General features: G+C 26.7%; 17 protein-coding genes. 1 reads left to right on the forward strand and 16 read right to left on the reverse strand.

The window, feature by feature from the left end; all coding sequences use genetic code 4:
• Positions 1-822: 822 nt before the first annotated feature.
• From EG856_RS01105 to trpS, 14 genes are all read right to left on the reverse strand, one after another.
• On the reverse strand, positions 823-1,530 hold the full coding sequence (locus EG856_RS01105; RefSeq protein ID WP_130429302.1) for a DUF3800 domain-containing protein: 708 nt from the start codon (positions 1,528-1,530) through the stop codon (positions 823-825).
• Positions 1,531-1,819: 289 nt separating this feature from the next.
• Positions 1,820-4,780 (reverse strand): hypothetical protein, encoded by a 2,961-nt coding sequence (locus EG856_RS01110; protein ID WP_130429303.1) that lies wholly within the window; start codon positions 4,778-4,780, stop codon positions 1,820-1,822.
• A gap of 451 nt (positions 4,781-5,231) precedes the next feature.
• Entirely contained in the window at positions 5,232-5,681 is a 450-nt protein-coding gene (locus EG856_RS01115) for a type II toxin-antitoxin system death-on-curing family toxin (RefSeq protein ID WP_165381414.1), read from the reverse strand.
• A gap of 47 nt (positions 5,682-5,728) precedes the next feature.
• Entirely contained in the window at positions 5,729-5,980 is a 252-nt protein-coding gene (locus EG856_RS01120) for a hypothetical protein (RefSeq protein WP_130429305.1), read from the reverse strand.
• Positions 5,981-6,659: 679 nt separating this feature from the next.
• Positions 6,660-9,662, reverse strand: a complete 3,003-nt coding sequence (locus EG856_RS01125; RefSeq protein WP_130429306.1) for a DUF262 domain-containing protein — start codon at positions 9,660-9,662, stop codon at positions 6,660-6,662.
• The gene (locus tag EG856_RS01130) at positions 9,649-10,437 is read right to left on the reverse strand and encodes a class I SAM-dependent methyltransferase (RefSeq protein WP_130429307.1); all 789 of its coding nucleotides are present in this window, start codon (positions 10,435-10,437) and stop codon (positions 9,649-9,651) included. The genes EG856_RS01125 and EG856_RS01130 overlap by 14 nt, the downstream gene beginning before the upstream one ends.
• A 186-nt stretch (positions 10,438-10,623) precedes the next feature.
• Complete coding sequence (locus EG856_RS01135) at positions 10,624-12,519, reverse strand: M13-type metalloendopeptidase (RefSeq protein ID WP_130429308.1); 1,896 nt, start codon at positions 12,517-12,519, stop codon at positions 10,624-10,626.
• Between the two features lie 10 nt (positions 12,520-12,529).
• Positions 12,530-15,322, reverse strand: a complete 2,793-nt coding sequence (lon, locus tag EG856_RS01140; protein ID WP_130429309.1) for an endopeptidase La — start codon at positions 15,320-15,322, stop codon at positions 12,530-12,532.
• Positions 15,323-15,422: 100 nt separating this feature from the next.
• Positions 15,423-17,768, reverse strand: coding sequence for a class I tRNA ligase family protein (locus EG856_RS01145; protein ID WP_130429310.1), 2,346 nt, complete (start codon positions 17,766-17,768; stop codon positions 15,423-15,425).
• Positions 17,769-17,785: 17 nt separating this feature from the next.
• Positions 17,786-18,463, reverse strand: a complete 678-nt coding sequence (locus EG856_RS01150; protein ID WP_130429311.1) for an MPN527 family putative ECF transporter permease subunit — start codon at positions 18,461-18,463, stop codon at positions 17,786-17,788.
• Positions 18,463-19,089 carry a uracil phosphoribosyltransferase gene (gene upp / locus EG856_RS01155; protein WP_130429312.1) on the reverse strand — a complete coding sequence of 209 codons (627 nt, stop codon included), beginning with the start codon at positions 19,087-19,089 and terminating at the stop codon, positions 18,463-18,465. Before upp ends, EG856_RS01150 begins: the two co-directional genes overlap by 1 nt.
• 271 nt (positions 19,090-19,360) lie before the next feature.
• On the reverse strand, positions 19,361-19,771 hold the full coding sequence (locus tag EG856_RS03630) for an MAG3450 family membrane protein (RefSeq protein WP_165381415.1): 411 nt from the start codon (positions 19,769-19,771) through the stop codon (positions 19,361-19,363).
• Positions 19,764-21,512, reverse strand: a complete 1,749-nt coding sequence (thrS, locus tag EG856_RS01165) for a threonine--tRNA ligase (RefSeq protein ID WP_130429313.1) — start codon at positions 21,510-21,512, stop codon at positions 19,764-19,766. The genes EG856_RS03630 and thrS overlap by 8 nt, the downstream gene beginning before the upstream one ends.
• A gap of 8 nt (positions 21,513-21,520) precedes the next feature.
• Positions 21,521-22,519 carry a tryptophan--tRNA ligase gene (gene trpS, locus EG856_RS01170; RefSeq protein WP_130429314.1) on the reverse strand — a complete coding sequence of 333 codons (999 nt, stop codon included), beginning with the start codon at positions 22,517-22,519 and terminating at the stop codon, positions 21,521-21,523.
• Positions 22,520-22,608: 89 nt separating this feature from the next.
• Between trpS and EG856_RS01175 the strand changes: the two genes are divergently transcribed.
• Positions 22,609-22,971 carry a PTS sugar transporter subunit IIA gene (locus EG856_RS01175; protein ID WP_130429315.1) on the forward strand — a complete coding sequence of 121 codons (363 nt, stop codon included), beginning with the start codon at positions 22,609-22,611 and terminating at the stop codon, positions 22,969-22,971.
• A gap of 78 nt (positions 22,972-23,049) precedes the next feature.
• On the opposite strand, the gene EG856_RS01180 is transcribed toward EG856_RS01175, so the two are convergent.
• Positions 23,050-24,234, reverse strand: coding sequence for a phosphoglycerate kinase (locus tag EG856_RS01180; protein WP_130429316.1), 1,185 nt, complete (start codon positions 24,232-24,234; stop codon positions 23,050-23,052).
• Between the two features lie 130 nt (positions 24,235-24,364).
• The gene (gene tpiA, locus EG856_RS01185; protein ID WP_130429317.1) at positions 24,365-25,114 is read right to left on the reverse strand and encodes a triose-phosphate isomerase; all 750 of its coding nucleotides are present in this window, start codon (positions 25,112-25,114) and stop codon (positions 24,365-24,367) included.
• Positions 25,115-25,117 lie beyond the last annotated feature (3 nt).

Below are 25,117 nucleotides of genomic sequence, written 5' to 3' on the forward strand. Positions count from 1 at the left end.
GGTTATCAGCCAACAACAGCCCCCATCCTATAACAAATTTAGCAACCTTATTTTATTAATGTGTGGCAATGCTCGCAGGTCGGTTGTTCCACCTAAATTCACCACACATATAAATATAATACTATATTTTTTAAAATATTTTAAAAAAATTAATAATTTCTTGAAATGTTAAACAAAATTAACATGTTTCAGTTTGATAGTAATATCTTAACAAATTACTTAATATTTATGGTTTAAATTAAATTATTTTGATTTAAATCACCAAATATTTGGATGTTAAAATCTCAACGATAAGTTTTTATTTATAAATATTTACAAAATACAACAAACTTCAAACTTAATAAAAAGTGACACAACATATGTTGTGCCTGAAAATATTTTTCTCGGTTTGTCCACTCACTATATACCCCACTTCTAAGTCTCAACTGCGACGATTTCACTTGGCGATTCAGATATATTTTGATATCTATATTGTACACAAAGATAAGGATTAAATAAGATTTATTTTGTTTTTTTATTTACTCAAAACATTAAATAAAATTTATATGGTTAGTTTGTTATTTTAACCATAAATTAAATTATTTTACACATAAAATAAATTAACAATTACAGAATACTTTCGATGTCTTACAAAACCTAAAATATATTCTTATAAAAATAAATAGTGATTTTATTTAGTTGTTTTACTGATGAAAGTAAGTAACTTTAAAAATGAAAAATATTTTTGTAGATAAGATATCAAATGATATTTATAAAATTAATATAATTTTTTTCAAAAAGTGAGAATTTAAGCAAAAAATCTAATAATTTTTGCGTAATATTTTAAGGTAAATTTATTATGAATAATTCACTATGTTTTTTTAAATATTCAGAACGGTGTTGTGTATTTTTCTTGTTTCATAAATAAAATAGATTATTAGCTAAAAAATCACTAGCTCTAATTAAATAACTAGTTTTTGAATTTAAGTATTTCAACTCTATATTTTTTACGTTTGGTATTATTCCGGGTCTAAAGTTTAAAAAATTTTCGTCATATTTTCCAAATTTTAATTCTTTCTTTATTGATTGACATAAATCATACCAACCAGATGTCGAAGTGGGTCTTTGATCTAGAAAAAATATAATAGAATTTATTTTTTGTAATGAAATTAAATTTTTGCGTTCTAAAAATAATAAAAATTCTTTAACACCACGAGAATATGCATAGTCTTGAAAGGATTGTTTGTGAATTTTGCTGCCCATAATTCTATCATATATTTTTTCTAAATCTATTACAATGCCGAACTTGTAGTATTTATTCATTGTATTTAATAATCTTCTCTTGTATTTAGGAGGTGTGGAATATGCCTTTAATTCAATTTCGTTATTTATTTTTAAATTTGTTTTAATATTAATTTCGACATCTCTATATTTTAATTCTGCATTAATGCGATCTGCTTTATTAAAAATTATTATTCCTGCCAATATATAATATTTATTATTTTTTAAATCAAAAACACCCGATTCATCAGTAAAAATTTGCAAATTCATAAAAAACCTTTCATATTATAAACTTTTAAAGAAAAATAAAAGACTGCTCTTAGCAATCTTTCCTACATTGTCGACGCTAACACATAGCGCTTAAACGGTTGTTCTATCAATATAGTACACAGTGTCTTTATAACCTGTAACAACATAATATCATTTTTTTATTTTTTTTATAGAAAAAAATTAAATTTCACTTTGAACCTTGAAATGTTAAACAAAATTAACATATTTGATTTTAAACATAAGGCAATTCCGTTATGTTTTTGTGTTTATAAAAATTAAGTTAATTAAATTATGGTTGTTCTCTAAATTCAGCTTTGCCTAAATGTAAAATGAAATAAAGGGCTGCCTCAAGGGTATAGTACGCATTTTGTGTATATGCATCTCAGTCATAAAAACCAGCAGTTTGTCTAGGAGAGTGATATCAAAGACGTCAATCATTAGCATTTCTTTTCATAAATAATTGAAGTTCTCCAATTAAATCTTCTCTTCTTTCTAAACGGGTTAAAGTTTCTAAGTTTTTACCTCCTAAAACAGGTCATAAATTATTTTTACTATTAATATCAGGTGTGCCAATAAATAGTTCATTTCAATTTTGAGAACTTCCATGTCTATAGCCTAATTGAACACCATGAAGTGCTCGATGTAATCCATAATGCGTATCAGTTGGAATTCTAGTTTGGCTCGAATTAGTTACTTTTCGATGTTCGATTAATAAACGACCAACTTTTTCGGCTATATAATTTACTCATTTATCTCTTAGTGACAATTTAGCTTTTTTATTGTTTAATCTTGCCGATTCACCTTCAGGTTCATAAATTGCTTGAGTTGATGGAACTTTACTATTTAAATAATTAAATAATTTAGAAAATGTGAACGCATCTCAATCATTATTAAATACAATTCGGTGAACATCATCACTATATCCTTTAACTGATTGTTGCAAATTAGGTGATAAAATGTTATTTCGATGATTATGATCACCTTTAAATAAATAGTGTTCAGTTTCAACTGTATTCTTTGTGTATGTATTGTTTTCGTATTTTATATTATCACTGTCTTGCTGATTTTGACGATGTCAAGTATATACTTTAGTTTGATTGTTTAAATTTGAGCGTCCTCTGAATGTAATTGATTCTAAATTATAAACATAGCCAGCTTTTAATTCAAGAGCCTCAAATTGAAAACTAATATCACCATTTTGTTCTTGAATTACATTAACACCACTAATTCCGCCTTCCACTGTAACATCATGAACTAAATGTTTAGGAGATTTATTAATACCTGGTTGTTGTGAAAGAGTTTGAAAAGTGGCTTTTCCTTTTAATTGAACTGAAATAGCTGGATTTTGTAAAATTTCTATATTATCAGTTCTAAAACCTGTAATTCTAATTCTATTATCAGTCACAGCTTCTATTAAATTTGAGCCACTAGTAAAATTTAATTGACTACCAACTCGAGTAACTGGATATTTATTTTCATAATGTAATGTTACATTTGAAGCGATAACTTCACCGTTGTTTTTAACATTAAAATTAGAAGTGTTTGCGTAATCTTTGTCAATTACAGTATTATTTCTTAATATTTGAGAATCTTGTATACCACTTCTATCTCCAAATACAACCTTTTCTAAATTGTAATCACCATCAACTTTAAATTTGTGTTTTGCAAATGTGAATTTTAATTGATCGTTAGTATATTGAATAGGATGAGATACAACACGATTATTTCCGTTGTTTGCTACTATATAAATTCATTTATTAGCGTATTTACCACCGGATTTATTAAGTTTTAAAATACCAACAACATCTTTATTTGTTCATTGATAAGTTGTATTATTCGGTATTGTGGTAGATTCAGTTGGATAAAAACCAAATACTTCGTAATGATCTTCAATTTCTTGACTAATTTTATCTAGTTGATTTTGATTCAGTTCAACATCATTATTGTTTTTTAATTGATTTAATTTATTTTGAATTTCTTTCTTTTTAGGATTATTAGTTGAAATAGTTGCTGTTTTTTCTTTAACTTTTTCTATTTTTGCATCTTTAAGCGCTTTTTTCAATTCAGTATCACTAACATTATTGCCATTTAAAATACCTTGCAATCTAGTTTTTTCTTGACCGCTATTTAATAAATTAATTGCATTTTGGGCATCATTAAATATTTGATCTTGCATTTTTGCTTGTTGCAAGTATTTATCTGCTCCTGTATTTAGTGTATCTAATTTAGATTTAGCACTTTCATACTCTTGCTTAATTTTTTGACCTATATCATTAGGAGTTTTGCCATTCATTGCTTTAAAAGTATCAATATTTGTTCTTAAAGCACTAGTTATTTTTTCATATTCAGCTCTAATTAATTCTTTTGCTTTTTGTTTTACTCGTTGATTTGCTTCACTATTAAATTGATTTTGAGCAGTACTTAAAGCATTGTTGTATGAATTAACAGCGCTTATAGCAGCATTATTAGTAGCTACTAATGTTGTAGCAGTTGTTGTAGGGGCGTTATACGAATTAGGACTTAAAGCATTTGTAACTTCATTTTTTAATTGATTAGCATAAGTATCAGTATTAACTAAACCATGGAAATAGGTAATATCAGTATTGTTAGCATCATTTGTAGGTGTAGATAATGTTTTTAATTTTCCAATTTCAGTTTCTAAAGCATCTAATTTAGATTTTGAACTATTTACATTACTATTTTCATTATCTAATTTAGTTTTACCACTATTAAATACACTTGCATCAGTAGCATTAATATTGTCTAAGCCAGTTTTTGCTCTATCAATTTCATTTAATGTATCTAAAGCGTTTTTAATAGTTGAATATTTATTATCTTTAATTGGATTACTTACTTGATCATATTTATCTTTAAATGCTTTAGCTGCACTGGCTTTATTTATAGCTTCATCTAAAGTTCTATTATATGCATCATACGCATTATTAATTTGATCTGTAGTTGAAGCTGTATTATTTAATACTTTATTTAATGTATTTGTCGCTGTAGTTTGAGCGTTAGTTAGATATTGTTGAATATTTGAATATTTAGCGTTATTATATGTTGTTTTAGCAGTTGTATATTGTTGATCTTTAGTGTTTTTAGCACTTATTTTTTGATCTCTTGTGCTTTCAGCTGCTTTTAATGCATCAAATGCAGTTTTTAACTGATTATAATCATCAGTTGCTTGAGTAAGGCTTGGATTTTTACCAACTCCACTAGTTTGATCGGTTCTATTTTTAACATTTTCCAATGTTTTCTTGATGTCAGCGTAATAAAACCAAAAACTAACATAAAATTCTCAAAACCGAAATTAAATACACAAATCATCCAAGCGATAAATATACATAGTTAAACTAGCAAAATCATAGTTAGTAATAACTTTAACCATAAATAACTTTTAAATTGTAAAAATAAAATTTTAATTAATTTAAAAAAATCATTTTATGATGTTTTTAACTACAATCACAATTTAAAAAGCTTTTATAGTTAAGAGTAACAAAAAAACAAAATTTTGCAAAATTTTGTTTTTGGAAAAGTTACATTTTTTCTAATGCTCGCATAATTCTTTGAACTTCGTTGTATGTTTCACATTCTTTAAAAAAATCATCCATGCTTAATTTATCAAAATCTTCTTCAATTTTTTTCAAAAAGTCTAAATCTAGATTTGTAAATTCTTTTTTTATCAGTCATTGTCTACCTCATTAATAATTTAATTTTATTACTAAATTAGATTTTAATCAAATTTTTATTTCGTTTTTAACTCTAGCATGTCTTTCTTCTATCGTTTGATTAGAATAATTAATTGCAATTTCTTTATAACATCTAGATAAGAAAGGATCGCTAGCACTACTTGACATAAATTCGTTTATATTATAATTTCCAAAATCTCTATTCTGAAGTTTAGTAACAAATGAATAAATAAGATATTCGTTATATTGTTGATAATAATTGAAGATATCAGCTTCAATAAATATTGATTTATTAGTTCATTTTAAATAAAATCCCATAATTCTTAGTAGTGTGTTTAAAAACATAAAAGAAAATCTTTTATTTCCATTCTTTAATTTATGACTTTGTAAGGTAAAAATAAATAAATTACCTACAAAGTCAAAAATATCATTTATTTCTTCGTAAAAACAAATTTTTAACATCGGGGTTAAAAAAAGTATCATCGTTATGTTTGTATACAAAATCATCACTATGAGTACTTGTATTTTTTTAACTTGTTAAAAGTAATTGTTAGCGTTGTATTTAATAATTTTTCTATAACTTCAATATCATCAAAATTCAATATTTTCAAATTTATGTTTAATTTTTCTTTCTCTAATTTATAATGAGACTGAAAAAAATAATTTTCTTCATCTCTTGAAAAAAGTGAATTTTTGTATTTATCAAAGAAAACATTAAAATTTTCTGCTTCGCTTCTAGTTATTATTAATTTAAGATTCATAAAAATATTTTACAGGCAACTACACAAGCGAAAAATTAAAATTATTAAAGAATTTAAAATTTTAAATCCTAATCAAGATCAACACATTTAATTTGGAACATAAAACTATTACTTTATGTAGATACATTTATAAAAATTTAGTTAATTAAATTATGCTTAAATGTAAATGAAATAAAGTCCATTTCAGGAGTGTAATAGGTATTTTGTGTGTATACATCTCAATATCAAAACTTCAATTAATCTTGAAATCTGATGTAAGCATAAATAAACAGCAAAATTAATATATAAATATTGTTAAAGTCAAAACGCTTATAAAATAAAACCAGAAAACTTTATATTGGTGTAACTTAAGCAAAAAATAATTTTTTTAATTAATAAAATCTTTATACCCAAACTTTTAAAAAACAAAATTTCAAATTTAATCATGAAATTTTGTTTATAAATAAATTATATTTTTCCCAATATTACTTATTTTTCTTTAGCTTATCGGGTATTGTATATTCCTAAAAAAATTTGGTTTTAAATATAAATCTGCTTGATTTATTTAAAAAAATTTAGATTATGATATTTAAATTCTTTTATCGAATTATTTGATATTAATAATTTGATTTAAATAAAATTACTGTTTAAAATTATTCAATTTGGAGTTTAAAACTTCTAAATATCAAAATATAATTATTTATTGTTTTTTTTGATAATGTTCACCAAAAATATCTTTATCTAATTTGTTTGTGTAATATTTATACAATGTTTTACACATTTCTAATGATTCTTTCATCACAACTTGTTCTCATTGATCAAATTCATCAATATAATCATTTATGATTAAAAATTTACGTGAACTATATGAGCTTTTATTTTTGTCGATGTCGCTTAAACGAGGTACATAATTTGATTTAGATTTATTTTTTGTTGAATAAAGTAATTTTCCGTTTCCAATTAATTGAACTTTTTGTAGGTAATTTTCATCTGAAAATTTGTGCTGTTTTATTAAAATTTCTTTAAATTGAGATTCTAATTTAACTGGCATATCATGATCGTAGTGTATGTGTGATAAATTAATATCAAAATTATTAACACCATTAATAGAAATATTTGTTGTTGGGTCTTTTAATAAATCGATATTTTTGCTAATTTGCGAGATGAAATGATATCTCATACAATAAAAAGCTCTTGTGTTATTGTCTTTTAATTTCTCACTTAATGCGTCATATTCTTGGGTAAAATCTTGATCATCAATCTTTTTTATAAAACAAGTTTTAATTTGATTATCACTTAAACGAATATTTGAATTAATAATTTTGACTTCTAAATCATCAATAAATTCTTCAATTGATTTATAACTATTTTCATTATTTTCTATTTTTGAAGCAATTTTAAAAGCTTTTTTTGTTTGTGAATCGCCTTTAAAAGTAATTATTTTTCAAAGAACAATAGCTCTTTCCAATTCTTTAAGATATTGCATTAGTTCATTAACTAATTTATATTTTTGTTTTAGTTCTTCTCCTTTAAAGTTATTTTTGTTAAATACTCCCTTTTGATAATATTTTTCTAACAATTTTCAAATAATATTTACAGGTATATTAAGTGAAAATCCATAGGTTGCTCCATAAATTGCATGCCACAAATATGAATCATTAAAGTTTTTGCCGTGTTTAAATGAATATTTACAATTTGTTTGATTTTTTCCTGAATTAATGAATTGCCATTGATGAATTAACTCTATCATTTCATCAAAAACTGCTTGAATAACATCACGATTAATTTCGTCTTTATTAGCTGCTTCTTTTTCAATTAAATGATCAAGTGAATTTTTTAAATTAAGATAAATATTGGCGTCGTTTTTTGTTTTTTTAGCACTTTCATACCCAATTAAATGAAAAAACAATTTACTAGAAAATTCATAAAGTAAGCTTTGATTATCTTTTTTTTCGGTGTAAAAAATTTTAAATTCCTTTAGTAAAGGATTAATAAAATTTTTAATTTCATTTTCACCTTCTAATTTACATTTATCTATGGCGATTGAATATAAATACGATTTAAATAAATCTAAAGCATTTAAAGGTAAAGAATTTTTGTTTAAATTCAAAAAAACATCATTTTCATCTACATTTGATAAAATAACCCGGTTTATTCCAGTGTGATACAATAAATTTTGTTCAAGATTTTCAATATAATTTTTATTTTTAATTGTGTTATTATGAATATATTCAACTATTTTAATTAAGTAATTATCAATTTTATTTTGTTGTGAATTTAGATCAATATTATTTCTTTTGGATTTAATAAAGTCAATTAAAATCTGATAATCACTACGGTTTTCAACGTTTTTAAAATATTTTTCTATTTTATATTCGTTATTTGATTTTTGCATTAAATTAAGCATATTATTATCAATAGGTAAATTTTGCGAAAATTTATATTTAATAATGGCTAAACTGATAAGAATTAAACTAAAAATTCTTTGTTGTCCATCTACAACGTTATAACATTTAGTATTACTATTAAAATCTCTTTTTTCGGTTAAAATAATCGTATTTAAAAAAACAAAACCATTTACATTTGAAGCAATATTTTCTAATAAGGAAAATACAAGAGTCAACGGTCATTTGTATTCTCGTTGAAAAATAGGAATTTGATAAATAATTCCATTATTATGGTCATCTCCTTCAATACCAACAATGCTGTTAAATAGTTCCTTAATGCTTATAACAGAAGAATTTACATTTTTAGCTCAGTTTTTTGAATCTTGAAAATATGTCAATCATTTTTGTTTATCATTATGATATTTTTCTATGTTTTTGTCAAATGGTTCATAAACAACATCATATATTTCATTGGTTGTTACATAAATAATTTTTTTTAAAAATTCAACACTTTCATTAAAATTTTGAATTAGTTTTTTTGCCATCGTTGACTGTGCAGTGGTTATTTCATCACTATTAGTATTTATTAATTTGTTAATTGTGTTAGCAAATTTTTTTGTATAAAAATATTGTTCTAGATTGGTTTTAGTATTAGAATTTCTTTTTTTCTTAATTGAATTAGCAATAGTTGAGTAAGCTAAATAATCAAAATTATTATCCTCATCTTGATTTTTGTTATTATTTATTTGTTCTAAAATATAGTCCTTTAAAAAACTAATATAAACTGTAAATTTTGGCGAACCTGATATTGGTTTTAATTCTATTTGGTTATTGGAAGAAAATATTGATATTTTATCGTTATAATCTTGCGCAATTTCTTGAAGTGATTCGCTAATTCATTTAACAACAGTGTAATTTTTTTGATTTATTTCATTTATGCGATTTAATTCAAGTAACTTGTCTTTGTTAAAAACAAATATTTTATTATTCTTATTATATTCTCCAAAACCAAGATAGTCTAGTACTCTAAAACATTGTGAATATGTAGCTTCACTATATCTATTTTTTTTACCGTTTGAACTATAAACAGTAACATTATCATCAACATCAAATAATGCTATTGAATATTGTTCTGTTTTTTTCAAAATTCTAATATTAAAATTATCTTTTTGCAACATTTTTTGCACTAATTCATTATTGCTAGCTCAACTTATGAATTTTTCAAAATAACCATCAGTGGATGTTCCAATGTTTCAATTAGTTAAATACCCATTTTGATGTAATTCATTTGCAAAATTAATTTTATTTTTTTCCATTTTTAATCTCCTCAAATTTATTTATATATTCGACACAATGTATCATAATATCATTAATCAAATTTAATGGGATAGCACTACGTAGCGAATATGAGCCTTTTGCCATATGATTTGAATTTGTTTTTGAGGGTCTATTTTTCTTTAAATTTAACTCTATATTTGATTTAAAAATAGTTGGTTTTAAACTAAAATTTTCATCATATGAAGCATAATAAGTTAAATTCATTAAACCTTCAAAAGATCAATGATTTTTTTGAAAATCTCAACTTTTTGACGTTTTAGGGTTTTCTATAACTCACACTTTAGGTTTAAAATGTTTAATTATCATAATTGTAGCCCCTATTGTCGCCTCCCCTATAAGTCTTGATTTTTCCTTTTGTTCAAAAAAACGTCTTTTATTAGGATGACTTTTTTTGTTATACTCTACATAGTAATCGTGATTTTTTACTACTCAATTTCCTTGGTTATCTAGAGTTCTAAACATTCTCCCATCACAATCAGCTCTACTTCAAGATTCACAAGGAGGTGAAGCTAAAATAATATCCGGTTTAGGTAAAAAATCTAATTGTTCAAAAAGTTCAAAATTCGTTAATGATAAATCAATTCTATGATAAAAATATGATTCACTTTTGTCAAATTTAACATTATTTATGCCTATAGAATGAACTTCTGTTTCAATAGATTTATCATTTTCGTTAAAATGTTTTATGCTATTTTTATATGAACTTTCTGCATCATCATATAATGCTCATACAATTATTTTTTTCTTAGTCATTTGCTTCTTTCTGTATCACTTATAACATGAAGAATTATATATATATATATATATAACGGAAGCAAAAGGTGCTAAAATTGTTAAATTGTCTAAAAAACTTCTGAAATTAAAATGTTATCTTGATTAGCAAATAACTAAATGGCTAAATAAAAAACTAACTCAATAGTTAGTTAAATATCTTGTTAGTTATCAAATTTTTACACGTTTATGAGATGGAATAAACATTCCATCGCCTTCTTTAACCCCAAAAGCTTCAACAAATTCTTCTCTATTACTTGCTTGAATATTAGCTCTTAAATTTGTTGGGGCATGTGGATCACTTTCTAATAGTCTTTGTGCGGTTAAAGGTTGATATTTTGCTTTTCATACTCGTGCTCAGTTAATAAAAAACTCTTGGGCATTGTAATCTTTTTCCATTTTGGCAGCTGTAATAGCACTCTCGACTCCACCAGCATCTGCGATGTTTTCACTTACTGTTAAAGTTCCATTGCATTTACCATAATCAGTTTGCACACCATCGAATAATTCAATCATTGCTTTGGTTTTTTGAGCAAATTTTTCAAAATCTTCGGGAGTTCATCACATGTTTAAATTACCATTTTCATCAAAATTAGCACCATTGTTATCAAAAGCATGTGAAATTTCATGGGCAATTACTGCTCCAATTCCACCATAATTTTGTGAAGAAGTGTTGTTAATTGAATAAAAAGCTCCATTTAAAATTGCAGCTGGAAAAACAATATGATTATACATCGGATGATAATAAGCATTAACAGTAGCCGGCGACATTCCTCAATAATTTTTATTAATTGGTTCTAAATATTGAGCAAATTTATATTGTGCATAAGTTTTATTAAAATTAAAAACATTTTCAATGATTGAATCTGATGTTAGAACTAAGTCTTTATAATATGGCCGTAATTCTTTAGGATATCCAATATGAACGCCTAATGCGTTTAATTTTGTGATTGCTTTTTGAATTGTTTGTTTACTTAATCATGTGTTATTTTCAAGGTTATTTTTGTAAACTTGAATCATATTTTGGACCATTTTTTCTATATTTTTTTTAGCTTTGGCACCTAAATATTTTTTACCATAATGTGTACCAACTGGTATATTAAAATAATTCAAGGCTAATTTAAGTGCGTGTTTGTGTCTATTCGCTACACGCGCTTGGCCACTAATACTTAAAGCATATTGTGAAGCTTGTGTTCTGGTTTTTTCGTCTAGATATTTTGAAAAATGAATAATAAATTTAATTGCAATTCAAGCAATTATTTTATCAAAATGTTTTTCGTTAAATAATTTATCAATATTAAGAGCAAAATTATCATCACTAAAAACTATTTCATCAACTTTTTTATTGATAATCGAACTAACTACATAATTAAAATCAAAGTTTTTTGTTCGGTTAGCAATACGATTAAATTTATACGGTTTATATAATTCGGTATATTTAACTTTTTGTAGCGAAGTTAAAGAATATTTGGCAATTAATTCATCATATTGAAGACAAAGTTTAATCAATTTATTAACTAATTTAAAATCATCTATATATGGAGTTAGTAGTTTTTTTGCCATTTTTTTAAATGAAGTTAAAAATTTAGTTTTAATTTCTTCATTTTCATAATGAGCTTTATCAGGCAAAATGTGATGAGCAATACCGGCATATAAAGTTTGTTTTTGTGAATTTAAAAAATCACTCTCAACTGAAAAATCAATTGGTAAAGGGTAATCTTTAAGTAAAAATTCAACGTATTTAGCCTTTAATTCATCTAAATTTTGAATATTTAAAATTTCATTTAAATATGGTTTTAAAGGTTCAATTCCATCCTGATTTCTTTGCTCGATATTTTTGGTTAATTTATAAAAACGGGCAAAATTTTGTAAATTTTGATCTACTAATTCGCCTTTATCATCTTTGGTGACTAATTGTTTTGCTAGGCGAGCAACAATTTTTTCATTTTCAATGTCTAACATTGCAAATTCACCAATTGAAGTACGATCAGCTGGAATTTCAGTTTGCTCTAATCACTGAGCGTTAACAGATTTAAATAAATCATCTTTTATTTCATATTTCATTTATTTCTCCTTATTTGAATAAAACTTCGTAAATTTCATCATAATTTTCAACTGGAATGAATTTAATTGCATCTTTAACTTCTTGAGCGATATCTTTTAAGTTTTTTTGGTTTGCTTTAGGAATAAAAACAGTTGTAACACCTTTTTTATAGGCGGCAAATGACTTTTCTTTTAAACCACCAATTTCTAAAACACGTCCACGTAAAGTAATTTCACCCGTCATTGCCACATCTTGTTTAACTGCTTTATTGCTTAAAGCAGAAACTAGTGCAGTTGTAAAAGTAACACCAGCACTTGGGCCATCTTTAGGCACTGCTCCTTCAGGCACATGGATGTGAACTTCATTTTCTTCAAAATTAAAATCAATATCAAATTTTTGTGCATTTGATCGAACGTAAGAATACGCAATTGCGGCCGATTCTTTCATGACATCTTTTAATGAACCGGTTAATTTGAAACCACCGTTTTTGCTAGGATACGCGCTTACTTCAATTTGTAAAGTGCTTCCACCTATTGATGTGTATGCTAAACCATTAACAACTCCAACTTGAGGTTCAGCTACTTGGTCTTTTTCGCTAAATCGAGGCGTGCCTAACAATTCAAACGCTACTTGTTTATCAATTTTAAATGTTTCAATTTTTTCGCCTGAAACTATACGTGTAACAATTTTGCGTGCTAATTTATCAAATTGACGCTTAAGACCGCGCACACCAGCCTCAGCTGTATAATTTTTAATAATTGCTTCAATAACATCATCTTCAATTTGGAATTGTTCTGAATTTAAATGTGCTTGGCGAAGTGAAGTTTCAATTAAATGTTCGCGTGCTATTTTAATTTTTTCGCTGGTTGTATATGAATTTAATTCAATTATTTCTACTCTATCTAATAATGGAGCTGGAATATTTTCGTAATAATTTGCTGTGGCAATAAACATTACTTTGGATAAGTCGTATTCATGTTCTAAATAATTGTCTTGAAATTTAGTGTTTTGCTCTGGGTCTAAAACTTCAAGCATTGCCGAAGAAGGATCGCCTTTATAATCTGAAGACATTTTATCAATTTCATCTAGTAAAATCAATGGATTAGATACACCGGTTTTTTGCAATGCTTTAATAATTTTACCCGGCATTGAACCAACATAAGTTCTTCTATGTCCTCTAATTTCACTTTCATCATGAACTCCACCTAATGAAATTTTAATATAACTTTTATTTAACGCTTCTGCAATTGCACGGGCCAGTGAAGTTTTACCGGTTCCAGGTGGGCCAACCAAAGTTAAAATAGGTACATTATTGAAATTTTTTTGAATTTTAGTCGTTTTTTCTTGATTTTCTTTAAATAATTCTAAATCAATTTGGTGTTCTTTATCAAAATCTAATAGCGTAGCGTTTTTATTTTTGCTAACTTGGTTTTTATGATTAATAATTAAAGATAGATATTCAATAATTCTTTCTTTAACTTCCCCTAAACCATAGTGATTTTTATCTAAAATTTCTCTCGCTTTTTTAATATCAAGTGTTTCAATTTCAACTTTTCTTCAAGGTAAAGATTTTAAAGTTTTTATGTATGTGCCGGTGATATTAGCATCTGGAGTGCCCGACATCATCCCTTTTAATTTAGAAGTTTCATTTTTAATCAATTTTGTGACTGAATTAGGAAACATTTTAGCTTTTTTATCGTCACGCATTGTTTTTGAATATTCAGATTCTTCTTCTTCGGGATCTAAATCTTCTAATTGTAAAATTTCTTTAATTGATTTTAGTTTTTCTTTTAATAAATATTCGCGTTGTTGTTTTTCTAAATTATCTTTTACTTTTTCGTTAATTTCATCTTCGATTGAATATTTTGTAACTGTTGGTTTTTGAGATTTTGTAGGAAGTAGTTGTATTGAATTATCTTCTAATTCTTTAGGCATTTTTCTTTTGCCAATTAGATCATTAAATAATTTAATATCTTCAAATTGTTTTTTTTCTTTTGGTGAAAGATCTTTAATAAAGTAAAATCTACGAATAAAATTAGATATTAATTTAATCGCTTCTTCAATATTTTCGCTACTTAACATTTTTAGTTTAGTTAAACTATCCACCCCACTAAAATATGAAATTGATGACACAACATCAATTAAGGATGAAAAACTCATATTTGCTTCATACTCGCTTAATATTTTTTTGTCTGTATTTGCGTTAATCGACGAATAAGGACTATTAGCAATAATTGAATATGTAATTTTAGCTCATAAAGGTGTTTGGGCTAGTTGAGTTACAGCTTCTTCAATGTGAGTTAGCATTGCTGTGGCTTCAACATATTGATCAACATCATCGTTATATGAAACTTTAGTAGTTTGCATTGAAACCGCTTCACTTAATAATTTAGTTTTTTTGCCTTCTGCGTTGTACATATCTTTTCAAATATGTCTACTAATACCGGCTAAAACTAGTGACCAAGTGCCATTGTCTTTTTTAATTACTTTTTTAATGCGAGCAAAAGTTACAAATGGTTCAATATCAGCAGCAGTTATATTTTCATACGGTGTGACTTGTTGTTGTTGAATTAAATCTAAATTTACAACGTGATAGGCTAATACCAAATATTCGTTTTTGCGAGTTGAGGATTCTAAAACATCAACATCATTTTCTTCTTCATTGCCTTGATTATTAATTTTATTTTGCAATTGACTCAAATATTCGTCAGTTCAAATTGGACCATAGGGCACTAAATCAATTATTCTAACTTCGTGGCCATAAATTACATTATTAGATAAATCAGAATAACCTAATCTAGTAACTAAAAATTTTTCTTTCATTTTTACCTCTTTCGTTTTATCAATATATATTTTAGCACAATGGAAGTGCGAGTGCTAAAAATAAACAAAATTATTAATTATTAAATATATATAAAAAAGGCTACTTAGCCTTTATAACTATGTTTACTATTTTATTTGGCACAAAAATTATATTTATTATTTCGGCATCTTTTAATCAATTCACAACATGTGATTTAGCCAAAGCAATAACATTATCTTTTGTGTTATGTTGTTTATCTACACTAATTTGAGCTCGCATTTTGCCATTAATTGTAACTCCATAATTAATGCACTCTAATTCAAGGGCTCTTTGGTCAATTGTAAAATCATATAAATTTTTTAATTCAAAAAAGCGCGAAGATAATTCTCAAGCTAAATGTGGAATAAAAGGTTCTAATAAATTAAGTGTTACGTAAAAAAATTCAGTATTTAATTGATCATTATTAATTTTTTCGTAAGCGTTGGTAGTTTCCATACATCAAGCTATTAAAGTATTAAATGAATAATTATTGCGGCGATCATTAAATATTTCTTCTTGCTTTTTTAGACCCAAATATAATTTGCGGCGAGCTAATTTTTCGTCTTCATTTAATTGGTCTAAATCAATGTTATCAAATTTAACTACATTCAATTTTGACGCCTTTTCAATTAATTTTTGAATAAATTTATTGCTTCCTTCAATACCTGATGTTGACCATTCTAATTCTTTTTCAGGTGGAGCCGCAAATAAAATAAATAATCTTAAAGTATCAGCGTTATATTGGGCAATTGCTTCATTAGGACTAACAATATTGCCTTTTGATTTTGACATTTTAGCACCGTCTTTGAGCACCATACCTTGAGTTAATAAATTAGCAAACGGTTCTCTAAAATCAATATAACCTAGATCAGCTAAAACTTTGTTAAAAAAGCGAGCATATAACAAGTGTAAGATTGCATGTTCAATACCACCGATATATTCGTCAACTTGGTTTCAATATCTTGAAGAAATAGAATCAATTGCTAACTTATTGCGTAATTTAGGTGGTACAGTGTATCTTAAAAAGTATCAACTAGATTCAAAAAAGGTGTCAAAAGTATCAGTTTCACGTCTAGCTTTAGAGCCACATTGATAACACTTAATATTTAGTCATTTTTGATTAGTTTGTAAAGGATTGCCGGGTTTAGTAAAATCTACATCATCAGGTAAAGCAACAGGTAAATTTTCAATTAATTCAGGAATTACACCACAACGCTCACAATGAATCATTGGAATAGGCGCTCCTCAATATCTTTGACGAGAAATACCTCAATCTTTTAAATTCATTTGTGTATCTTTTTGTAAATTGTTAATATTAATATCAAATTCATTTTGCTCAATAATTAAATTATTTTTTAGAGCAAATTGTTGGTGTGTTTTTGATTTATTGACGTCAACTAATATATAACGATCACCTCCTCCAACAGATGCAAAATCACTAACAACAACTTGATATTTATGCGTATTTAGATTAGAAATTGCTTTTACATCAAGTTTTAAGCATAATCGTTGTGAAAAATCTTTAGCACTTGCATTTGATTTAATTTTTTCAATAAAATCAATATTTTGTTGAGTAATTAAACCTAATTTTATTAGTTTTTGTATTAAAGGGTGTGTAGCCGAAAGAGCTAAAAAATTGAAAGTTTTTAATTGTTGAATATCTTTAACAAAAACACTAATTGTATCAATTTTTTTCTCATTAGCAATGATATCGAAATTGGTTTTATAACCGCGCTCTAAACCAATTCATCTTTTTTGCATTGTTAAAACTTTTTCAGGTCAATGAGTTTTAAGTGAATCTAGATCACTTTGCAATTCATCGGCATAATCTCGAATTTTTAAAAAATATTGTTCCATTTCTTTTTGAACAACTTTTTGGTCACAGCGCCAACAAAAACCATTGATAACTTGTTCGTTAGCCAACACTGTTTGGTCATTTTCACACCAATTTAGTGGTGATTTTTTGCGATAGACTAGACCTTTTTGTCACATTTCGATAAACAACATTTGTTCTCATTTTGTATATTGAATATCACTGGTAATTACTTCATGATCTCCTCAAGCAAATGAAATTCCTAATCTTTTTAATTGTGGATTCATTTTGGCAATATTTTCGTAAGTTCATTTTTTGGGGTGAATACCATTTTTAATCGCAGCGTTTTCTGCTGGCAAACCAAAAGCATCCCAGCCAAAAGGATGCAAAACGTTAAAACCTTTACGACGATAATAACGGGCTAATACATCGCTAATAGAATAGTTTCTTACATGTCCCATATGAATATTGCCTGATGGATACGGAAACATACTTAAAATATATTTTTTGGGTAAGTTAAAATCATCAGATGGAATTGAATATTGTGTATTGTCTCAATATTTTTGCCATTTTAATTCAATATCATGTTGGTTATAATTAAATTTTTTTATCATGGAATATCCTTTGTATTTTAATTAGTGAAATAATGTTTGAAATTACTGCGATTAATTGTAGTAAATATTGAAAATAAAAATATTGAATTTATTAAGTAATTCGCCAAATTAAAACTCATAAACACAACGCTGGCTCCTAAAAAGTAATTAGGTATAAAGAAAAAAAATGGTTTAAAATTAGCGTCATAAGTTTTATATAAACTTAAAAAACTCGCATCTGGTAAATATTTAAATAAAAAGAAAAAAAGTGGAGTAGCTATAAAAATATTAATCAAGGTTAAAACAATGCTTGCTAAAACTGTAGCGATACTAAACGCAACTAAATTTGTATATATTTCTTTTTTAATGCTATTTTGTTGATTGAATTCTTTACTAAAAATTTTAAAAAACAATAAATAAAATAAAATAAAACTAAATTGCGAAATTATAAGCATCGCGTGACCTAATAAACCTGCTGGTTCATAGCCTAGTGCTGAATATGAAGGACCAATGCTAAATATACCACCTAAAACTATTAAACCTCAACCAAAACCTAAAAACCGAAATGCTGCTAAAGAAAAAACTAGTGAAAAATTAAATTTTAAAAAAGAATTAAACGCTAAAAACGAACCAACAAAATCACTAACGATCGCTAAAGCCAAAAATAATCCACTTAAAACAATTTTAAAAATTACTCTTTTAGAATTATAATGCATTATTTTGTCCCATAAATGCGATCGCCTGCATCACCTAAACCAGGCTCTATATATTTATTTTGATTTAAATAAGGGTCTAAAGCAGCTAAATAAATTTTAAATTCATCACCAAAATGTTTACTTACTCGTTCAACTCCTTCTTGAACTCCTACTAAACATAAAAGTTGAATATTACTAAAGCCATCCGAGCGTAATTTTTCAATCGCATCAACAGCAGAACCTCCTGTTGCTAACATTGGATCAACTACAATAACATAACTATCTTTGGCAACTTCGGGCATTTTATAAAAATAAGTTTGAGGCTGGTGTGTAATTTCGTCTCTATATAAGCCAATATGTCCAACTCTTGCTGTTGGCATTAATTGTAATAAACCTTCAGTCATTCCTAAACCAGCTCTTAATATTGGGACAATGACAATTTCTTTATCATAAGTTTGACCAATAAATTCTTTATTTAATGAAGTTATAACACTTTTACTTTTTGTTTGATACTCACGCATTATTTCGTAAACCATTAATGCTGTAATTTCGTTTAAATTTTGACGAAACACAAAATGATCAGCATTTTTATCTCGCATATTTGTTAATTTAATTGAGATTAATGGATGTTCAATAACTTTTAACATTTCACTCCTTAAATTTATTAATATTAAAATATAACTTAATAATAACACATTAAATTTTCGCACAAAAATTCTTTTATAAACAATAAATTTAATTCTTGCAATGTTAAAGTTAACACATTTAAATTAATATGTCCTAAACTTTCGGTTTTCAATCATAATTAGATACATTTTTAAATTGTTTTATTCATAAATAATTTAATTAAAAGCAAAAAATCAATTTTGTTTTTAATACTTAAACTGGGAAACATAAAAAATAAAAGCAAAATTAAAATTAAACCTTATTTTGAGGTTTAATTTTATGTTTATTTTCTACAAAATCTTCAATTTTACCAGTAATTATATTAGTTATTAACGTTGATGGGATTACAATTGCAATAGCTATCAAAAATTTTCAAAAAATTGCCAATGAGGTTAAAGACAATAAAATTATACTCAAAAATAAAATTGCTATGGGAAATGAAAAATTTAATGATTTAAGATTTAAAATACTAAATTTTATTAAAATTATATTTATTGTTAGTCCAACTAAAAATATTGAAATAGGTACAAAAATAATAATATTTTGGTTATGAATAAGTTGATTATTAAAATCTTTAGTAGCAAATAATCAAATAATTAATAGTGGTAAAACAATACTTGCTGCGATATAAAAAATAGCGCGCAAAGATGCATATTTATTCATAATGGGCTTTAAGATTATTTAGCATTGAAATGAATTCTTCTAATTTAGTTGTATAAGTTTTTTCTTCACCGTATTTACGATATGAAATTGTATTGTCGTTAATTTCTTGTTGACCTAAAATTACTTGAAATTTAGATTTAGATATTTGAGCTTCACGGATTTTTTTATTTAATCTTTCATCACGATCGTCTAATTTTACTCTAAAATTATGAGCAAATAATTCATCATTTATTTTTTTAGCATAACTTAAATTTTGTTCTAAATTTACTGGAATAACAGTGATTTGTTTAGGAGCTAATCAAAAAGGTAAAACTCCTTTTGTTTGTTCAAGCAAAATTGCAACAAAACGTTCATAAGTACCAATCAAACCACGATGAATCATTACAGGACGAATTTCATTACCATCATTATTAGTGTATTTTAAATCAAATTTCATTGGTTGTAAAAAGTCAAGTTGAATTGTAGCAACTGTTACTTCGTGGCCCAATGCGGTGTGGATTTGAATATCAATTTTAGGACCATAAAATGCTGCTTCGCCAGGTATAGTTTCATACGAAACATTTAATGAATCAAGAGCATCTTTAAGTATTTTTTCACTCTTAATTCACATTTGTTCATCATTAAAATATTTTTGTTTATCATTTGGATCTCTTAAAGAAAGCGAAATGAAACTAATTTGGGTTTTAAAAATTTTTAGTGTTTCTTCAATTTGGCGATACATATGAATAATTTCAGCAAAAATTTGGTCTTCTCTAACGTATAAATGACCTTCAGTTAATAACATTGCCCGCACTCGCTCTAAACCAGTTAAAGCACCAGATTTTTCATAACGATAAAGTTGTGATTGCTCTGAAAATCTTATTGGCAAGTCGCGATATGATCTTTTTTCTAAACTGTAACAAAGGTTGTGATGTGGACATGTCATTGGACGAGGAATTAAGCGTTCTTTTTCAACAATTAAAGGCGCAAACATATCATCTTTATAATGGGCTAAATGTCCTGAAATTTTATACAATTCTTCATTGCCAAAATGAGGTGTTAAAACTTCCACAAATCCGTATTTTCTATCCATTTTTAACACTAAATTACGAATTTCATTATGAATATGCATGCCATCTTCTAATCAAATCGGGAAACCTTGACCACTCAGTGGATGAGTAGTAAAAATTTTCATTTCTTTAGCAATTTTACGATGATCTCTTTCTTTACGTTCTTTTAACAACTCTAAATAAGTGTCTAATTCTTCTTTGCTTTCTCAGGCTGTGCCATAAATGCGAGTTAGTTGGATATTATTAGAATCACCTCTTCAATAAGCACCGGCTAAAGATAGCAATTTAAAATTTTTAAGATTTTTAGTACTTTCAACATGGCCTCCAGCGCATAAATCTTTAAAAACTAATTCATGATTTAGGGGATCTTGGAGTGCATAAAAAGTAATTTTTTCACCTTTTTGTTTTAATTCATCATAAAGTTCTTTTTTATACGGTTTATTGCTAAAATCAAAGTCTTTTTCATCTATTTGGACTGTCACTAAATTACGACTTGCTAATTTTTTCATTAATTTTTCAATTTTATTTAATTCCGATTCACTAATAGTGTCTTGGAATTCAAAATCATAATAAAATCCCTCTTCTGTTGCTGGGCCAAAACCCAATTTTACTTGTGGATATAATTTTTCAACAGCTGCTCCTAATAAATGTGAGCAAGTATGATTTAATAATTTATTTGCTTTAATTTTCATATATACCTCTAGTTAAAACCCATTTTATTAGCTAAATCAGCCACAATAGGTTCGCAAATCGCTTTAGCTTTTAAAGCACCTTGTTCAATTATTTTGTCTATATTTTGTTTTGCGTGTGTGTAATTTTGTTGAATTTTAATCAATTCATCTTTAACTATTTGTGCCACTGCAGTTTTAAATTCAGCGTAATTAGCGTTTTTAAATTTTTCTTGTGCTTGTTCAAGTGTAATGTCCGAAAGTGATGCGTAAATATTTAGTAAATTTAAGATACCGTGTTTATGATCTGCGATATAAACTTTGTTTTCTGAATCTGTGACAGCTTTCATAATTTTTTTATAAGCAAGTTCAGGATCGTCGTGTAAATATATTGTGCCGTTTACTGATTTATCACTTTTAGACATCTTTAATTCGGGATTGCTTAAAGATTTAATGCGGGCACCTACAGGTGGAATTATGCCTTTAGGTAATTTAAACGCAGTTTTGTATCTTTTATTCAGTCTTTGAGCAATAATTTTAGTTAATTCCATATGTTGTTTTTGATCTTCACCAATAGGAACTACATCTGCGTTATAAATTAAAATATCTGCTGCCATTAAAACAGGATACATTAATAAACCAACCGGAATTTTTTCTGTGCCATTATCTTGCTTAATTAATTTTTGAGCTTTATCTTTAAATTGTGTCATTCGGTTTAATTCGCCTAAAGATACTTCAGAAGTCATTAATCATTGAGCATATGCGTGTTCGTAGATATCCGATTGATAAAAAATAGTGCTTTTTTGAGGGTCTAAACCACATGCTAAATACATTGCTACTATTTCTTCGCGTGCTTGTTTATTTTGTTTTGAATCCACACCGCCTGTTGTTAAAGCGTGTAAATCAGCCACAAAATAATATGCATCATAATCGTCTTGCATTTTAACAAAATTTTTTAATGCCCCTATATAATTACCTAACGTTAAATCACCCGTTGGTTTAATTCCACTAATCAAGCGTAATTTGCTCATATTAACCTCCAAAAATACGGTTTAATTATATAAAATAATAAAAAAATTTAGTTATTGCGTATAAAAATTAATATTAGTATAATAAATATATGACAAAAAAAGATAAATTCCTTGTTGTTATTTTAACAATATTTACACTTGGTTTTTGCTGATTATATTGATATTTAAAAAATAAAAAACACCAGCAAATTTTAACCGGCAAACAACAAATTACACTCTCACAAAATAAAGTTGATGAGTTAATAAGTCTATTAGGGGGAAAACAAAATATAAGTGATGTTAGCGCCAGTGGTTCAAGACTTTTTATTGTTGTTGATAAAAAAGATTTAGTGAAAGCTAATCAAATTATGAATAATAAACTCGCTAGTGGTGTTTTTATGTCTTCAAATAAAATAACATTAATAATGGGCGAATATGCTCAAACTTATGCGCAACAGTTAACAAATAACTAAATTTAAAATACAATAATTTAAACAAATAATTAGGCTATGGCCTAATTTTTATATTTTTAATTTAAACGCTAAATATAATTATTTATCTTGAATTGATTCAATAGCCGGTAAATAACGCTCTAAAAGATATTGCTGACTTGCACCTCCACCTGTTGATACATGATTTATTTGGTGTTTAAAATTAAATTTTTCACTCGCTGATATTGTATCGCCACCACCAATAATTGAATATGCATTAGATTGAGCAATAAATAAACCTATTTCACGAGTTCCGAATGAACCAAAATCTTTTTCAAAAACACCTAATGGTCCATTTCAATAAATTAATTTAGCGTCTTGTAATTCACGCTTAAATAATTCAACAGTTTTAGGTCCTATATCAATGCCTTCGCGGCCTAAAGCTACATTTTGATCAAGCGAATATACTCACTCAACATCAACAAAACTTGTGACACTGGCATTATCAAGTGGTAAAACAATTTTTGCTGTGGATGCTTGCATTAAATTTGTAGCAAAATCTAATTGATCATCTTCAACTAGTGAATTAGCAACTTCAAAACCTTGGGCCTTTAAAAAAGTATATGCCATTGCGCCGCCAATTAAAATTTTATCTGCTTTTTGACTTAATTTGGTTAAATATGAAATCTTATCTTTAACTTTTGCTCCACCTACAACTGCTACAAATGGACAATATTCATTAGCAAAAGCTAGATCAAAGGCGTTTAATTCTTTTTCAATCAATAAACCAATCCCCGATTCTTTTACTCTTGAACTAATTCCTACATTTGAAGCGTGCTCACGATGAGCTGTGGCAAATGCTTCATTAATAAACACATCACTGAATTGGGCTCATTGTTGTGCCAATCAAGGTGCGTTTTTACTTTCGGCTTTATCATTTAAATCTTGAAATCTAGTGTTTTCAACCAGTAATATTTCACCAAAATTTAAATTTTTAACTGCTTGGTGTAAATTTGAACCACTTGATGAATTACTAAAATGAACTTTTTTGTTTAATAATCTTGCTAACTCATTAGCAACAGGTAAAAGTGATTTGGTGTTTAGATCATTATTGTTCTTTACTCGTGATAAATGTGAAAGTAAAATTACTTTAGCACCGTTTTTTAGAGCATATTGAATCGTGTCTAATGCTGCTACAATTCGTTCATTTGATTGAATAATACCATTTTTAATTGGCACATTAAAATCCACTCTTATTGTCACGTTTTTGTTTTTTAATTCAATATCTTTTATTGTTTTTTTCATATTGACTCCTTTTTGATTTGATTAAATTAAATTTATCAATTTCGCAAAAAATTAATATAGTTTTTTGTTATAAAAAACAAAAATAAAAGAATTGATAACACATTTTTATATTTTCAATTCTTTTAAATTTTTATTCTACGGCTATAACTTCTAAAAACGTATCAATGTCTAAAGTAGCCTTACCAATTAAAAAACCATTAATTTCTTTAATTTTTGCTAATTCTTTAATGTTTTTAGCATTTACCGAACCACCATAAATTATACGGGCTTGAGGTGAAGTGATTGAGCGGATATAATCAGCCATTTCGTGTAAAAATTCTGGTGTTGCACTGTGTCCTGTACCTAGTGCTCAAATAGGTTCATACGAAATAATTACTTTACTAAAGTCTAGATCTCTAGAAGATTCCATAATTTTTTGCTTAACAACCTCTTTAGATCGACCTTGTTGATATTCTTCTAACGATTCACCAAAACATATCAACGGTGTAATTCCATATTCTAACGCTGCTTTAGCTTTTAAATTAACATCGCTAGAAGTTTCGTGGTGATATTTTCTACGTTCTGAATGCCCAACGATTACATATTTAATATTAAATTCACTTAACATTTCAGCTGAAACATCACCGGTATATGCTCCTGAATAAAATGCGGAAACATCTTGACCAACTAATAGTAATTGTTTTTCTTTATTGAATGCTACATGGGCTGCTAAATTAATTGGCGGCATCGCAATACCAAATTCATTTGAAAAAACTGCTTCACGATATTGTTTATCTAGTTTAATACGCTTTTTAAATTTTTTGTTAAATTCTACTAATCATTGAGCACTTTCTTCGAAAGTTTTATTCATTTTTCAATTCGCAACAATAATTTTTTTCATTTT

Source organism: Mycoplasmopsis phocirhinis, from assembly GCF_004216495.1.
GTDB classification, from domain to species: domain Bacteria; phylum Bacillota_I; class Bacilli_A; order Mycoplasmatales; family Metamycoplasmataceae; genus Mycoplasmopsis; species Mycoplasmopsis phocirhinis.